The sequence below is a fragment of the Kitasatospora azatica KCTC 9699 genome (assembly GCF_000744785.1).
Taxonomy (GTDB): domain Bacteria; phylum Actinomycetota; class Actinomycetes; order Streptomycetales; family Streptomycetaceae; genus Kitasatospora; species Kitasatospora azatica.
In genome coordinates, this window is the sequence record NZ_JQMO01000003.1 from 1,712,639 (window position 1) to 1,728,562 (window position 15,924).

Sequence of the window (15,924 nt, forward strand, 5' to 3'; positions counted from 1 at the left end):
CTCACCGTCGGACGGCGTCCAGCGCCAGCAGGGCCACGTGCAGGGAGAGACAGGACTCCACCTGGTCCAGGTCCACCGCCAGGATCCGCTCCACCTTGTGCAACCGGTCGTAGAAGCTCGGCCGCGACAGATGCGCAGCGTCTGCCGCGGCCGACTTGTTGCGCCCCTGCTCCAGATAGACCCGCAGCAACTGCACCAGCTGCGAGCCGTGCTCCGCGTCATGCGCCAGCAACGGCCCCAACTCGCGCTCCACGTAGGTCTGCAGCCGCGCGTCGTCACGCAGCAGATGCAGCAGGCCGCGCAGCCGCACGTCCGGCAGCCGGTAGTACGAGGCGGCCCGCGCGCCCGGCGCGTCGTGCAGCGCCGCGTCCGCCACCTGGGTCGCCTCCATCAGGGTGCGCCGGGCGTCGCGCACCGAACCCACCGAGGAGCCCACCGCCACCACCGGCGGCGCCGACTCCTTGCCGCTGTCCGCGACCAGCCGGCGCAGCGAGGCCGCGAAGCTCTCCAACGCCGCATGCTCGTCCTGCTGCGACCCGAGCGCGATCAGCAGCCCGACCCCCTCGTCGTCCAGCGCGCCGACCAGCGCGGCCAACCGGCTGGCCCGGGCCGCGCCGGCCGCCAGCTCGGTGAAGTCCCGCAGCCGGGCCTGGGCCTCCAGCGCCGCCGGCAGCGGCCCGCCGCGCCGGCGCAGCACCACGCCGACCAGCCGCCGGCCCTCCAACGGCACACCCAGTGCCTGGGCCCGCAGCGCCACCTCGGAGACCGTCAGCGCGTGCGTCAGGATCCCGGACAGCAAGGTGCGGTGGGTCTGCCGCTCCAGGCTCTCCCGGTCGCGCACCAGCAGCCGGTTGAGCGCGAGGGTCGCGGCACCGCGCTCCAGCAGCATGGTCGCCGGATGCGACTCCTGGCCGGGCAGCGCCCCCGGATCGTCCACCAGCACCAGCCGCCCCCAGTCCTCACCCCGGGCGCCGACCGTGGTGACCAACCAGCCGCTGCGCGGGTCGTGCCCGGTCCGGCCGCTCGGGCGCACCGCGCGCGAGCGGCGCTCCCAGTTCTCCAGCAGCTCGTCCTCGGTGCGCCCGGCCGGATCGTGCGCCAGCACCTGGTGGCTCAGGTTCTCCAGCACCACCGGACGCCCCGCCATCCGGGCGATCTGCCGCAGCACCTCGGTGGGCTCGGCGCCCTCCACCGCCAGCTCGTTGAAGACCTGGTGCACCGCCTCGGACGCCCGCAGCTGCTCCAACTGCGCGTTCACCACCAGCGCGTGCACCGCCTCGGTCACCGCGACGAAGCGCAACTCCCGGCGGAGCACGATCAGCGGCAGCCCGCGCTGCTCCGCCGCGTGCACCAGAGCGCGCGGCAGCGTGTCGAAGTACCGCCGGCCGAACTCCACCACCAGACCCGCGACGCCGATCTCCACCAGCTCCCGGACATAGCGAGCCAGCCCCTCCCGGTCCTCCGGCAGTGCGATCCCGGTGGTCAGCACCAGCTCGCCGCCCTGCAGCATGCCCGCCACGTCCGGCAGCTCGCTCACGTGCACCCAACGCACCGGCTGCTCCAGCCGGTCGGCCCCGGCCACCACCTGCGGCAGGCCGCGGCGCATCACGTCGAGATCGAGAACACGGGCGACGGTGGGCAACACGATGGGTCCTCCAAGCAGCGGGGGTGCAGGGTGTCAGGTGAATCATGCAGCCCCGTGACGACCTGTCACCCCTGCGCGCGGTTAGCACCTTGTAAACCGCTTCGCCGCTCGGCTGTCGGAGTGACCCTTGCCCGGCTTCCCTGCGGCGGGAAGGGTCGGCGGCATCGAAGCGAGTGGAATGGACCTATGGAGGAGAAGCGACCCATGGCGCTGAGCAATTTCACGGACGGTGCGCAGTACATCGGCGGCCGAGCCACCATCGGCACCGGGTTCGAGCCCTTCGACGTGGTCAACCCGGCCGACGGCAGCACCGTCCAGCAGGTCCGGCTCGCCTCCACCGAGGACGTGGACGCCGCGGTGGCCGCCGCCGCGGCCGCCCTGCCCGAGTGGTCCCGCGCCACCCCCGGCACCCGCTCGGAGGCCCTGCTGCGGCTGACCGCCGTGCTCACCGAGCACGCCGCCGAGTTCGCCGAGGTCGAAACCGCCCAGACCGGCAAGCCGATCAAGCTCTCCACCGAGTTCGACGTCCCCGGCACCATCGACAACACCGCCTTCTTCGCCGGCGCCGCCCGCAACCTCGAGGGCAAGGCCGCCGGCGAGTACTCCGGCGACCACACCTCCTACGTCCGCCGCGAGGCGATCGGCGTGGTCGGCTCGATCGCGCCGTGGAACTACCCGCTGCAGATGGCCGCCTGGAAGATCCTGCCGGCCATCGCGGCAGGCAACACCATCGTCCTCAAGCCCGCCGAACTCACCCCGCTCACCTCGCTGATGTTCGCCCGCGCCTGCACCGAGGCGGGCATCCCCGACGGCGTGGTCAACGTGGTCACCGGCGCCGGCCGCGACGCCGGCGAGCGGCTCGTCGCCCACCCCGGCGTGGCCATGGTCTCCTTCACCGGCTCCACCGGAGTCGGGCAGCGGGTCGCCGAACTGGCCACCGCCACCGTCAAGCGCACCCACCTGGAACTGGGCGGGAAGGCCCCGTTCGTGGTCTTCGAGGACGCCGACCTCGAGGCCGCCGTGCACGGCGCGGTGGCCGGCGCACTGATCAACAGCGGCCAGGACTGCACCGCCGCCACCCGCGCCTACGTGCAGCGCCCGCTCTACGCCGAGTTCGTGGCCGGCGTCGCCGAACTCTTCGCCGCGATCCGACTGGGCGACCCGCGCAACCCGCAGACCGACCTCGGCCCGCTGGTCTCCTACGCCCACCGCGACCGGGTGGCCGGCTTCGTCGACCGGGCCCGCGGCTACGGCGCCACCATCGTCACCGGCGGCGGCCGCCCCAAGACCGGCCACGACGGCACCGACCTCACCCGAGGCGCCTACTACCAGCCAACCCTGATCACCGACGTGCGCCAGGACAGCGAGGTGGTGCAGGGCGAGATCTTCGGCCCGGTGCTGGTGGTGCTGCCCTTCGACAGCGACGACGAAGGCCTGCGGCTGGCCAACGACACCCCCTACGGTCTGGCCGCCTCCGCCTGGACCCGCGACGTGCACCGCTCGCTGCGCGCCACCCGGGAGCTCGCGGCCGGCTGCGTCTGGGTCAACGACCACATCCCGATCATCAGCGAGATGCCGCACGGCGGCTACAAGTCCTCCGGCTACGGCAAGGACATGTCGCAGTACTCGCTCGACGAGTACACCCAACTCAAGCACGTCATGTTCGACACCACGGCGGTGGCCAGGAAGGACTGGCACCGCACGATCTTCGGAGACCGCGGCTGACAGTCGTGTAAGAGTCGTGGCCGGGCCCGCTCTCCCTGATGACAGGTGAGCAGAGCGAAGGGCGGGCCATGGACAGCACCGAACCCAGCAGCGCGGTGGCCTGGCTCGCGGCCGCAGCCCCCGACCCCGAGGCCTGCCGACGGGAGTGGGAGCGGAGCACGCTCGGGCTGGCGCTGCTCCCCGCCGGGCGGCTGTGGGACGTGCTGATCGTCCCCGCCCGGCTAGGGCTTCCCGCGCTGCGCCTGCTGGACCGCCTGCCCGGCCCGGGACCGGCGCTGCTGGACCCGGGCGACGACACGGCCGGGTTCCTGGTCCCGGTCGGCACCGTCGACCGCTGGATCGGCACCGGGGTCCGCGGCGCCGGCGAGGGCACCTGGGTGGTGGTCCCGCACCCCGGCAGACGCGGGCGTGGACTGCGCTGGCTGGCGCCGCCCGACGGCTCCGGCCGGCTGGTCGACCCGATCGCTCTGGAGCTGGCCCTGCACGAGGCGGCGGCCACCCTCGGTGGGCCGGGAGAGCACCTCTGAGGCAGCCGACGCAGGCCGTGCCCAGCAGCTACTACGAGGTGTAAGGCCAAACGAGCTATCACCGTCAGTGTGCTCGTTGAGCAGCCGCGATCCGGGGACCAGACTGGAATCGAGCCCGTGATTTGGAGGCAGACGACCGTGAGCAAGCCCACTGAGCGCCAGAGCAGCGCGAAGAAGCACGTCATCCACTGGATCGACGGAGCGCCGGTACCGACGGCCGGCGCCGCGCCGCGCCGTGGCGACATCTACGACCCGGCCACCGGTCGGATCTCCGGCCAGGTGGACTTCGCGGAGAACGCCGAGGTGGACCAGGCGGTCGCCGCGGCCTCCGCCGCCTTCGCCGACTGGCGGCACGCCTCGATCGCCAAGCGCACCTCGGTGCTCTTCGCCTTCCGCGAGCTGTTCAACGCCCGCAAGGAGGAGCTGGCCTCGATCGTCGTCGCCGAGCACGGCAAGGTGCACTCCGACGCGCTCGGCGAACTGGCCCGTGGCCAGGAGGTGATCGAGTACGCCTGTGGCATCCCGCAGCTGATCAAGGGCGGCTTCACCGAGCAGGCCTCCACCGGCATCGACGTCTACTCGATCCGCCAGCCGCTCGGCCCGGTCGCCATCATCTCGCCGTTCAACTTCCCGGCGATGGTGCCGATGTGGTTCTTCCCGATCGCCATCGCGGCCGGGAACACGGTGGTCCTCAAGCCCTCCGAGAAGGACCCCTCGGCGGCCAACTTCATCGCCGAGCTGTGGAAGGAGGCCGGTCTGCCGGACGGCGTCTTCAACGTGGTGCACGGCGACAAGGTCGCGGTCGACCGCCTGCTGGAGCACCCCGACATCAAGTCGGTCAGCTTCGTCGGCTCCACGCCCATCGCCCGCTACGTCTACGAGACCGGCACCCGCTACGGCAAGCGCGTGCAGGCCCTCGGCGGCGCGAAGAACCACATGCTGGTGCTCCCCGACGCCGACCTGGACCTGAGCGCCGACGCCGCGATCAACGCCGGCTTCGGCGCAGCCGGCGAGCGCTGCATGGCGGTCTCGGTGCTGGTGGCGGTCGACCCGATCGGCGACGAGCTGGTCGACAAGATCAAGCAGCGGATGGCCACCCTCAAGGTCGGGCCCGGCTGCAACGGCGACTCCGAGATGGGTCCGCTGGTCACCGGCCAGCACCGGGACAAGGTCACCTCCTACGTCGAGTCCGGGGTGGCCGACGGCGCGGAGCTGGCCGTGGACGGCCGAAAGCACACCATCGCCGGCGAGGACGCCAACGGCGAGACCACGGCTGACGGCTTCTGGCTCGGCCCGACCCTCTTCGACCACGTGAAGCCCGGCATGTCCGTCTACAACGACGAGATCTTCGGCCCGGTGCTCTCGGTGGTGCGGGTCGCCTCCTACGAGGAGGGCCTGGAGCTGATCAACTCCAACCCCTACGGCAACGGAACCGCCATCTTCACCAACGACGGCGGCGCCGCCCGGCGCTTCCAGCACGAGGTGGAGGTCGGCATGGTCGGTATCAACGTGCCGATCCCGGTGCCGGTGGCCTACTACTCCTTCGGCGGCTGGAAGGCCTCGCTCTTCGGCGACTCGCACGCGTACGGACCGGACGGGGTGCAGTTCTTCACCCGCGGCAAGGCGGTCACCCAGCGCTGGCTGGACCCGTCGCACGGCGGGATCAACCTCGGTTTCCCGACGAACAGCTGAGGTGCTGAGGTGCTGAGATGCTGAGGCGCTGAGACCAGGTCAGTCGGCCGGCCCACCCGCTCCGCGGGCGGGCCGGCCGACTCTGTTTGCACCTGGGCGCGGGAAGGCGTAGCGTGTCCTAGTCGCTCGGCAGGGAGCACCGGACACGTATCTACGCGGACGGTCCCGGGGCGGCCAATCCTTTGAACCAGCACTTCTGATCCGTACCGGGTCGCGCTTTGTCGCGGGTCGGTGCCTATTCGGCGTGCACGTTTATATGGATTGTGGCTGGATTCGCCTTTCGGGGCGGGGATCGGCTAAAGTTCAACACGTCGGACGGGCCGTCAGGTCGCGGAAGACGAAAGCGAAGTCGGGAAAGAGCACAGACTCGGATCTGATAAGCTTTACGAAGTAAGAACGCAGTAACACTGAAACGAATGCCCGGAGAGCTTGCGAGAGCGGCTTGAAGGAAGTGTCCGTTCCTTGAGAACTCAACAGCGTGCCAAAAGTCAACGCCAGATATGTTGACATCCCTGGCCTCGATCGCTTGATCGGGGTTGGAGATTCCTTTTGAAGTAAAACACTAGCGAGGACGCAGTGCACGGGGTCGGCCTATTCCGCTGATTGTCGTGCCGCTCTGCGCGGGTGTCGACCCGATTACGGGAAAACATTCACGGAGAGTTTGATCCTGGCTCAGGACGAACGCTGGCGGCGTGCTTAACACATGCAAGTCGAACGGTGAAGCCCTTCGGGGTGGATCAGTGGCGAACGGGTGAGTAACACGTGGGCAATCTGCCCTGCACTCTGGGACAAGCCCTGGAAACGGGGTCTAATACCGGATATGACCTGGGACCGCATGGTTCTGGGTGTAAAGCTCCGGCGGTGCAGGATGAGCCCGCGGCCTATCAGCTTGTTGGTGGGGTAATGGCCTACCAAGGCGACGACGGGTAGCCGGCCTGAGAGGGCGACCGGCCACACTGGGACTGAGACACGGCCCAGACTCCTACGGGAGGCAGCAGTGGGGAATATTGCACAATGGGCGAAAGCCTGATGCAGCGACGCCGCGTGAGGGATGACGGCCTTCGGGTTGTAAACCTCTTTCAGCAGGGAAGAAGCGCAAGTGACGGTACCTGCAGAAGAAGCACCGGCTAACTACGTGCCAGCAGCCGCGGTAATACGTAGGGTGCGAGCGTTGTCCGGAATTATTGGGCGTAAAGAGCTCGTAGGCGGCCTGTCGCGTCGGATGTGAAAGCCCGGGGCTTAACCCCGGGTCTGCATTCGATACGGGCAGGCTAGAGTGTGGTAGGGGAGATCGGAATTCCTGGTGTAGCGGTGAAATGCGCAGATATCAGGAGGAACACCGGTGGCGAAGGCGGATCTCTGGGCCATTACTGACGCTGAGGAGCGAAAGCGTGGGGAGCGAACAGGATTAGATACCCTGGTAGTCCACGCCGTAAACGTTGGGAACTAGGTGTTGGCGACATTCCACGTCGTCGGTGCCGCAGCTAACGCATTAAGTTCCCCGCCTGGGGAGTACGGCCGCAAGGCTAAAACTCAAAGGAATTGACGGGGGCCCGCACAAGCAGCGGAGCATGTGGCTTAATTCGACGCAACGCGAAGAACCTTACCAAGGCTTGACATATATCGGAAACGGCTAGAGATAGTCGCCCCCTTGTGGTCGGTATACAGGTGGTGCATGGTTGTCGTCAGCTCGTGTCGTGAGATGTTGGGTTAAGTCCCGCAACGAGCGCAACCCTTGTTCTGTGTTGCCAGCACGCCTTTCGGGGTGGTGGGGACTCACAGGAGACTGCCGGGGTCAACTCGGAGGAAGGTGGGGACGACGTCAAATCATCATGCCCCTTATGTCTTGGGCTGCACACGTGCTACAATGGTCGGTACAAAGGGCTGCGATGCCGCGAGGCGGAGCGAATCCCAAAAAGCCGGCCTCAGTTCGGATTGGGGTCTGCAACTCGACCCCATGAAGTTGGAGTTGCTAGTAATCGCAGATCAGCATGCTGCGGTGAATACGTTCCCGGGCCTTGTACACACCGCCCGTCACGTCACGAAAGTCGGTAACACCCGAAGCCGGTGGCCTAACCCTTGGGAGGGAGCCGTCGAAGGTGGGACCAGCGATTGGGACGAAGTCGTAACAAGGTAGCCGTACCGGAAGGTGCGGCTGGATCACCTCCTTTCTAAGGAGCACATGGCCAGCTCGGAGCGAATGCCTTCGAGTGGTTGCTCATGGGTGGAACGTTGACTATTCGGCACACTGGGTGATGGTTCGTGAGTACTGCTTCGGCGTGGAAAGCGTTCTTGAGTCTGGTGTGTCGGGCACGTTGTTGGGTCCTGAGGGAACGGCCGTATGGTCTGAACCTCGAGGATGCCGGTCCCACGGACAGTACTCGTTTTCGGGTGGTGTAGGTGGGTGTCTGGTCGTTGTTTGAGAACTGCACAGTGGACGCGAGCATCTGTGGCCAAGTTTTTAAGGGCGCACGGTGGATGCCTTGGCACCAGGAACCGATGAAGGACGTGGGAGGCCGCGATAGGCCCCGGGGAGCTGTCAACCGAGCTTTGATCCGGGGGTGTCCGAATGGGGAAACCCGGCAGTCGTCATGGGCTGTCACCCGCACCTGAACACATAGGGTGCGTGGAGGGAACGCGGGGAAGTGAAACATCTCAGTACCCGCAGGAAGAGAAAACAACCGTGATTCCGGGAGTAGTGGCGAGCGAAACCGGATGAGGCTAAACCGTATTGGTGTGAGACCCGGCAGGGGTTGCCGATACGGGGTCGTGGGAAAGTTCTTCAGTCGTCTGCCGGCGGCTGGGTGAGTCAGAAACCGTTGGTGTAGTCGAAGGACATGCGAAAGGTCCGGCGTAGAGGGTAAGACCCCCGTAGACGAAACATTAGCGGCTCACTTGAGCTTCTCCCAAGTAGCACGGAGCCCGAGAAATTCCGTGTGAATCTGGCGGGACCACCCGCTAAGCCTAAATATTCCCTGGTGACCGATAGCGGATAGTACCGTGAGGGAATGGTGAAAAGTACCGCGGGAGCGGAGTGAAATAGTACCTGAAACCGTGTGCCTACAAGCCGTGGGAGCGTCGTTCGCCAGCTTGCTGGTGGGCCGTGACTGCGTGCCTTTTGAAGAATGAGCCTGCGAGTTTGCGGTGTGTAGCGAGGTTAACCCGTGTGGGGTAGCCGTAGCGAAAGCGAGTCCGAATAGGGCGTTTGAGTTGCATGCCCAAGACCCGAAGCGGAGTGATCTAGCCATGGGCAGGTTGAAGCGCGGGTAAGACCGTGTGGAGGACCGAACCCACCAGGGTTGAAAACCTGGGGGATGACCTGTGGTTAGGGGTGAAAGGCCAATCAAACTCCGTGATAGCTGGTTCTCCCCGAAATGCATTTAGGTGCAGCGTCACGTGTTTCTTGCCGGAGGTAGAGCACTGGATAGGCGATGGGCCTCACCGGGTTACTGACCTTAGCCAAACTCCGAATGCCGGTAAGTGAGAGCGTGGCAGTGAGACTGTGGGGGATAAGCTCCATGGTCGAGAGGGAAACAGCCCAGAACACCGACTAAGGTCCCTAAGCGTGTGCTAAGTGGGAAAGGATGTGGAGTCGCAGAGACAACCAGGAGGTTGGCTTAGAAGCAGCCACCCTTGAAAGAGTGCGTAATAGCTCACTGGTCAAGTGATTCCGCGCCGACAATGTAGCGGGGCTCAAGCACACCACCGAAGTCGTGTCATTCACAGAATACGTCCAACGACGCTGTGGATGGGTAGGGGAGCGTCGTGTTCCGGGTGAAGCGGCCGAGGAATCGAGTCGTGGACGGGATACGAGTGAGAATGCAGGCATGAGTAGCGATACAAGAGTGGGAAACTCTTGCGCCGATTGACCAAGGGTTCCTGGGTCAAGCTGATCTGCCCAGGGTAAGTCGGGACCTAAGGCGAGGCCGACAGGCGTAGTCGATGGACAACGGGTTGATATTCCCGTACCCGCTTTGAAGCGCCAACGCTGAACCTCTGAATGCTAAGGCCGTGAAGCCGGCCCGGAGTCTTCGGACAAAGGGACGTGGTGGAGCCGCTGATCCGACAGGGTATTAGGTGAGCGATGGGGTGACGCAGGAAGGTAGTCCAGCCCGGGCGGTGGTTGTCCCGGGGTAAGGGTGTAGGCCGAGTGGTAGGCAAATCCGCCACTCTTTAAGGCTGAGACCTGATGCCGAGCCGATTGTGGTGAAGTGGATGATCCTATGCTGTCGAGAAAAGCCTCTAGCGAGTTTCATGGCGGCCCGTACCCCAAACCGACTCAGGTGGTCAGGTAGAGAATACCGAGGCGTTCGGGTGAACTATGGTTAAGGAACTCGGCAAAATGCCCCCGTAACTTCGGGAGAAGGGGGGCCGGAACTGGTGGAGGCACTTGCTGCCCGAGCTGGGGCCGGCCGCAGAGACCAGCGAGAAGCGACTGTTTACTAAAAACACAGGTCCGTGCGAAGCCGTAAGGCGATGTATACGGACTGACGCCTGCCCGGTGCTGGAACGTTAAGGGGACCGGTTAGCTCCATTTCGGTGGGGCGAAGCTGAGAACTTAAGCGCCAGTAAACGGCGGTGGTAACTATAACCATCCTAAGGTAGCGAAATTCCTTGTCGGGTAAGTTCCGACCTGCACGAATGGCGTAACGACTTCTCGACTGTCTCAACCATAGGCCCGGTGAAATTGCATTACGAGTAAAGATGCTCGTTTCGCGCAGCAGGACGGAAAGACCCCGGGACCTTTACTATAGCTTGATATTGGTGTTCGGTTCGGCTTGTGTAGGATAGGTGGGAGACTTTGAAGCCTTGACGCCAGTCTTGGTGGAGTCGTCGTTGAAATACCACTCTGGTCGTGCTGGATGTCTAACCTGGGTCCGTGATCCGGATCAGGGACAGTGTCTGGTGGGTAGTTTAACTGGGGCGGTTGCCTCCTAAAGGGTAACGGAGGCGCCCAAAGGTTCCCTCAGCCTGGTTGGCAATCAGGTGTTGAGTGTAAGTGCACAAGGGAGCTTGACTGTGAGACCGACGGGTCGAGCAGGTGCGAAAGCAGGGACTAGTGATCCGGCGGTGGCTTGTGGAAGCGCCGTCGCTCAACGGATAAAAGGTACCCCGGGGATAACAGGCTGATCTTCCCCAAGAGTCCATATCGACGGGATGGTTTGGCACCTCGATGTCGGCTCGTCGCATCCTGGGGCTGGAGTAGGTCCCAAGGGTTGGGCTGTTCGCCCATTAAAGCGGTACGCGAGCTGGGTTTAGAACGTCGTGAGACAGTTCGGTCCCTATCCGCTGTGCGCGTAGGAGTGTTGAGAAGGGCTGTCCCTAGTACGAGAGGACCGGGACGGACGAACCTCTGGTGTGCCAGTTGTCCTGCCAAGGGCATGGCTGGTTGGCTACGTTCGGGAGGGATAACCGCTGAAAGCATCTAAGCGGGAAGCCTGCTTCGAGATGAGCACTCCCATCTCCTTGAGAGGGTAAGGCTCCCAGTAGACGACTGGGTTGATAGGCCGGATGTGGAAGCCCAGTAATGGGTGGAGCTGACCGGTACTAATAGGCCGAGGGCTTGTCCTCAGTTGCTCGCGTCCACTGTGTTGTTCTGAAACAACGACCCCATCCCGTTTGGTCACGGGGATGGTGCGGCGACAGTTTCATAGTGTTTCGGTGGTCATAGCGTGAGGGAAACGCCCGGTTACATTCCGAACCCGGAAGCTAAGCCTTACAGCGCCGATGGTACTGCAGGGGGGACCCTGTGGGAGAGTAGGACGCCGCCGAACAATCATTCAGGAAAAGCCCTGTCCAGGATATGGACGGGGCTTTTCCGCTTTTCCGGGGCCGCGCGCTACCCTCTCTGGCACACAGTCGGGCAGCTGGAGAGGCACACGGCGTTGCAGAACCTGACCCTTTCCTACCAGAGCGCCGGCGGTACGGCGGCAGCTCTGCTGGGTGCCTCGTACGCCGTGCACCGCATTGCACCGACCCATCGCCATGTGGTGGCCGTGCTGCGTGAGGCCGGTACGCTGCTCGCTCTCTTCGCGCTCTGGCAACTGGTCGGCCAGCTCTCGCTGATGTCCACCGACCACGCACTCGACCGGGCCGAGTGGATCCACCGCACCGAGTTGCGAGTCGGCCTGCCGGACGAGGCCTCCTGGCAGCAGGCGATCATGCCCTATCCGGTGCTGGTCCGATTGGCGAACTACTACTACGCGATCATGCACTTCGGCGTGATGATCGCACTGCTGCTCTGGGTCTTCGTACGCCACCGCGCCCGGTACGCCTGGGTGAGGACCACCGTGGTCCTGGTGACCGCAGCCTGCCTGCTGATCCAGTTCATTCCGGTGGCGCCGCCGCGCATGCTGCCGGACCGCGGCTTCGTCGACGTGGCGGCCCAGTACGGCCAGTCCGTCTACGCCGGCGGAATCGGCGGCATGCACGCGGACGAGCTCTCCGCGATGCCGTCCGTCCATGTGGCCTGGTGCGTGCTGGTGGCCGTCGTGGTGATCGTGGTGGCCCGCTCGCCCTGGCGCTGGCTGATCCTCTTGCACCCGGCGCTGACCATCGCGGTCGTGGTGATGACCGCCAACCACTTCTGGGCCGACGGTCTGGTGGCGGTCTGGCTGCTGATGCTCGCGTACGCCGCGCAGTACGGCGCCCGCCGGGTGCGGGTGGCACGCCGGAGCGGGGCCGGTGGGGAGACCCCCAACCGACCCCGCCCGCTGACCTCAGTGCGCTGAGGTCATTTCCTCGAGGTCACTGCTTCGAGGTCATTTCCCCGAGGTCACTGCTTCGGCTCTCACTTCATCGGCAGGGCCGCCCGGCCCCAGCCGCTGTTGGTGAGCGCGGCCGTGGCCCAGTACCAGCTGACCAGGCCGGCCACTGCGGCGACCCAGCCGGCCGCCTTGACCAGCCCGCCGGTGCTGCCGAAGGTGCCGATCGCGCCGAGCAGCAGGGCGACCGTCAGCAGGCCGTAGACCCCCCGGCTGAACAGGCCGGACTGCCAGCTCGCGGCCGCGAGGGTGAGGGCCAGCAACGCCCAGAGGAGCAGGAAGAGACCCGCCGCGTTCTTGCCGCCGGCCGCTCCAGCACCCGCTGCCCAGGCGGCCCAGAAGGCGCCGAGCCCGGCGAAGGCGGTGCCGCCGAAGGTGTCGCCGGAGCGGAACTGCCAGAGGCCGGCGATGAACAGCGCGACCCCGCCGACCAGGTGCGCGAGGCCGGCGGCGTCGGCGACGCCGGTTCCGTGCAGGATCCCGGTCTGCAGCAGGCCGTAGGCGAGAAGGGTCAGGCCGAGTGCGAGGTGTCCGAGTGGGCCCGCGTCGAGGGATGCGGGTCGGGCGTTGGCCCCGGAAGCGTCACTGCTCACCGGAGGCTCCTTTCATTTCATGTTCCGTGTACGGAGGATGTTCCGGGCATGGCCCTGCTGTGTCCGTGCGCAGAGATGCGGGCGCGCGGGGCCGCGTGGGAGATGGGGGAGGGTGACTGCGGCGGCGGGATCCGACAACCGTCGCGGTGGCCGCATCGGGCCCGGTGATCAGTGGACTTCCCTGACTAGCAGGTCTCTACCCGCACGGACGCCGCTTGTACCCTTGTGAATCGTAGAATTTGTTGGTTTGTCACATGACGAGCCATCAGGACCGTCACGGCGGTCAGGGCCCTCAGCCCTGCCGCTGGAGCGGTACCCGCAGCGCGATGATCGCCATGTCGTCCGAGGGCGGCTCGGGCGCGAACCGCTCCACCGCCCGCTGCACCCGCGCCGCCACCGCTCCGGCGGTCAGCCCGGTGCACCCGGTGAGCACCTCGGCCAGCCCGTCCTCGCCGAGCATCCGCAGGCCCTCTCGCCGCTCGGTCACCCCGTCGGTCACGCAGAGCAGCACGTCGCCCGGCTCCAACAGCACCTGTTCGGCCGTCAGTTCCAGGTCCTCCAGCACCCCGAGCAGCGGTTGCGAACTCGCCGCCGCAGTCACCTGCCCGTCGGTCCGCAGCCGCAGCGGCAGCGGATGCCCGGCGCAGACCAGGCTCAGCTCGGTGTGGCCGTCCGGGCGGGGCGTCAACTCGCCGTAGAGCAGGGTGAGGAAGCGGCCGCGGCTGCCCTCGTCGAGGATCGCCCGGTTCAGCCGGGTCAGCACCTGCGGTGCGTCCAGGCCCTCCCGGGCCAGCAGGCGCAGCGAGTTGCGGGCCAGTCCGGTGACCGAGGCGGCCTGCGGTCCGGTGCCACAGACGTCGCCGATCGCGAAGCCGTAGGTGCCCTCACGGATCGAGAACAGGTCGTAGAAGTCGCCGCCGACCTCGTTGCCCTCGCCGGCGGCCTGGTAGAAGACCTCCACCTCGACGCCCGGGATCTTCGGCAGCTCCGGCGGCAGCAGGCTGCGCTGCAGCGCCTGGCTGGTGGCGTTGCGCTCTGAGTAGAGCCGGGAGTTGTCCATCGCCAGCGCGGCGCGGCGGGACAGGTCCTCGGCCAGTTCCAGGGTGTCCTGACGGAACGACACCCCGGCCCGGGTGCCGAGCACCAGCAGGCCGATCACCCGGTTTCGGGCGGACAGCGGCAGCACCACGGTCTCGCCGATCAGTCCGCTGGGCTCGGCGCCGGTGACCGCCTCGGCCGGCCCGCTCCAGAAGGCGGTCCCGGCGGTGGCGATGGCGGCGGGCGCCGGGGTGCGGCGCAGCAGGGCGCGCAGCGGGTCGATCCGGTCCTCGTCCTCGTGCAGCACGAAGGCGAGTTCGGCGAGCTTGCTGTGCTCGGCGAGGGTGTGCACGGCGCACCAGGAGGCCAGGGTGGGCACCGCCATCTGTGCCAGCAGGGCCAGCGTCTGCTCGTGTTCCAGGGTGCCGGCCAGCAGGTCTGAGGCTTCGACCAGGAAGGAGAGCGCGCCGCGGCGCAGCCGCTCCCGTTCGGCGAGTCGGGCGTTCTCGACGGTCAGGGCGATCCGGTCGGCGGCGAACTGCAGGCGCAGCGCCTGCTCGTTGTCGTACTGGCCGGGCCGTCCGGCGGCCACCGCGAGTGAGCCGATCAGTCGGCCCTCGACCTTGAGTGGCACGGTGATCAGCGAGCGCAGGCCGGTGCCGGCCAGCAGCGGGACGGCGTTCGGCCGCACCGACAGGTCCTCATGCACGGCGGGCAGCCGGGCCGAGTCGTAGCGGCCGTGCCCGGCGTCCACCGGGATCCGGACGTTCTTGGCGCGGCCGGCGGGCAGCCCGGTGGCCGCCCGCACCTCGAACTCGCTCTCGTCCTCGGTGGTGAGCAGCAGGTAGGAGGCGTCGCCGTCGAGCAGGTCGCGGGCGCGTTCCACGGTCTGCTGGAGCAGTCCTGACAGATCGTCAGCCGGCATCGCCTCGAGCAGCAGCTCCAGCGGTTCGATCCCGCCGGTGGCCGGGCTGCCGGCCGCCGCGAGGCGCTCGGGGGCCCGAAGCACGGCACGGTCGCGTTCCTGGACCACCAGGCAGAGCGTGGCGGGGGTGCCGGTCGCGTCCAGCACCCGGACCTGGGAGCCGTAGACCTCGATCGTCCGCTGGTCGGCCCGCCGGATCCCGAAGACGCCCTCCCAGCGGGCCAGCCGCAGTACCTCGGTCAGGCCGCCGGCGGGGGACTGCGGCCAGACCACCAGGTCCGCCCAGGCGCGGCCGAGCACCTCGGTGGAGCTGCGACGGAACAGACCCTCGGCGTCGGCGTTCCAGGCCCGCACCCGGCCCTCGGCGTCCAGCTGGACGACCGCGACCAGCACCGGCCCGTCGGTGCTGGGCAGCACCTCGCCGGGTGCCTGCGGCAGTGCGTAGCGGGTGCCGGGCAGGGCGCGCTGCAGCGGCAGCCGGAACCAGACGGTCTTCTGCCCGGCCGCGTACTCCACTCCCCAACGGCTGGAGAGCGCCGAGCACATCAGCAGCCCGCGGCCGCCCTCGCCCTCGGCGTCGGCGAAGTGCTCGGAGACGGCCTCGCCGGCGTCGCTGGTGGCGGGGGTGGCGGCGAAGGCGGGCAGTCCGCGCTCGGGGTGGCGGTCGGTGACGCCGATCTGGACCGAGTCCGTCTCGCGCAGACAACTGACTTCGGCCGCGGTGCCGGCGTGCACGACGGCGTTGGTGACCAGCTCGCTGACCAGGACGACGGCGTCGTCCACCACCTCGGGCAGTCCCCAGCCCAGCAGCGCGTCGCGAACGAACCCGCGCGCGGCAGATGCCGACCGGCCGTCCGGCTCGAAGGTGGCGGCTGCGCGCGCGGTGACCACGGGCTGCTTCTCCTCTGGTTCGGCTAGGGCTGCTCGGCGCCTGCTGCCACCGGGGGCAGTCGGTGGTGCCCCGGGGGGTGGGGCCAGGGCGAGGTGCAGCGCTCCACCCTACTTTCCGGCTGCC

Annotated in this window: 7 protein-coding genes and 3 rRNA genes; 7 read left to right on the forward strand and 3 right to left on the reverse strand. The window is 67.0% G+C overall.

Annotated elements, in window-relative coordinates; all coding sequences use genetic code 11:
* Nucleotide 1 precedes the first annotated feature (1 nt).
* A complete protein-coding gene (locus tag BR98_RS18380) occupies nt 2-1,645 on the reverse strand; it encodes a PucR family transcriptional regulator (protein WP_035846083.1) in 1,644 nt (547 codons plus the stop codon).
* 204 nt (nt 1,646-1,849) lie between these two features.
* On the opposite strand from BR98_RS18380, the gene BR98_RS18385 reads away from it, so the two are divergent.
* The 7 genes from BR98_RS18385 to BR98_RS18415 all read left to right on the forward strand — a co-directional run bounded on the left by BR98_RS18385 (nt 1,850) and on the right by BR98_RS18415 (nt 12,320).
* Nucleotides 1,850-3,370: a gamma-aminobutyraldehyde dehydrogenase gene (locus tag BR98_RS18385; RefSeq protein WP_035846085.1), complete on the forward strand. Its 1,521-nt coding sequence runs from the start codon at nt 1,850-1,852 to the stop codon at nt 3,368-3,370.
* Between the two features lie 68 nt (nt 3,371-3,438).
* Nucleotides 3,439-3,897: a hypothetical protein gene (locus BR98_RS18390; RefSeq protein WP_035846087.1), complete on the forward strand. Its 459-nt coding sequence runs from the start codon at nt 3,439-3,441 to the stop codon at nt 3,895-3,897.
* Nucleotides 3,898-4,035: 138 nt separating this feature from the next.
* Nucleotides 4,036-5,589: a CoA-acylating methylmalonate-semialdehyde dehydrogenase gene (locus BR98_RS18395; protein WP_051969901.1), complete on the forward strand. Its 1,554-nt coding sequence runs from the start codon at nt 4,036-4,038 to the stop codon at nt 5,587-5,589.
* Nucleotides 5,590-6,238: 649 nt separating this feature from the next.
* Nucleotides 6,239-7,760, forward strand: a 16S ribosomal RNA gene (locus BR98_RS18400).
* Between the two features lie 280 nt (nt 7,761-8,040).
* A 23S ribosomal RNA gene (locus BR98_RS18405) occupies nt 8,041-11,160 on the forward strand.
* Nucleotides 11,161-11,246: 86 nt separating this feature from the next.
* A 5S ribosomal RNA gene (gene rrf, locus BR98_RS18410) occupies nt 11,247-11,363 on the forward strand.
* The 16S, 23S and 5S rRNA genes sit together here, the layout of an rRNA operon.
* A gap of 111 nt (nt 11,364-11,474) precedes the next feature.
* A complete protein-coding gene (locus BR98_RS18415) occupies nt 11,475-12,320 on the forward strand; it encodes a phosphatase PAP2 family protein (protein WP_083976712.1) in 846 nt (281 codons plus the stop codon).
* 59 nt (nt 12,321-12,379) lie between these two features.
* Here the strand turns inward: BR98_RS18415 and BR98_RS18420 are convergent, their stop codons facing one another.
* Together BR98_RS18420 and BR98_RS18425 are read right to left on the reverse strand one after the other, a co-directional pair.
* A complete protein-coding gene (locus BR98_RS18420) occupies nt 12,380-12,946 on the reverse strand; it encodes an acetate uptake transporter (RefSeq protein WP_035846089.1) in 567 nt (188 codons plus the stop codon).
* A gap of 292 nt (nt 12,947-13,238) precedes the next feature.
* Nucleotides 13,239-15,800 (reverse strand): SpoIIE family protein phosphatase, encoded by a 2,562-nt coding sequence (locus BR98_RS18425; protein ID WP_035846091.1) that lies wholly within the window; start codon nt 15,798-15,800, stop codon nt 13,239-13,241.
* Between the last annotated feature and the right edge of the window lie 124 nt (nt 15,801-15,924).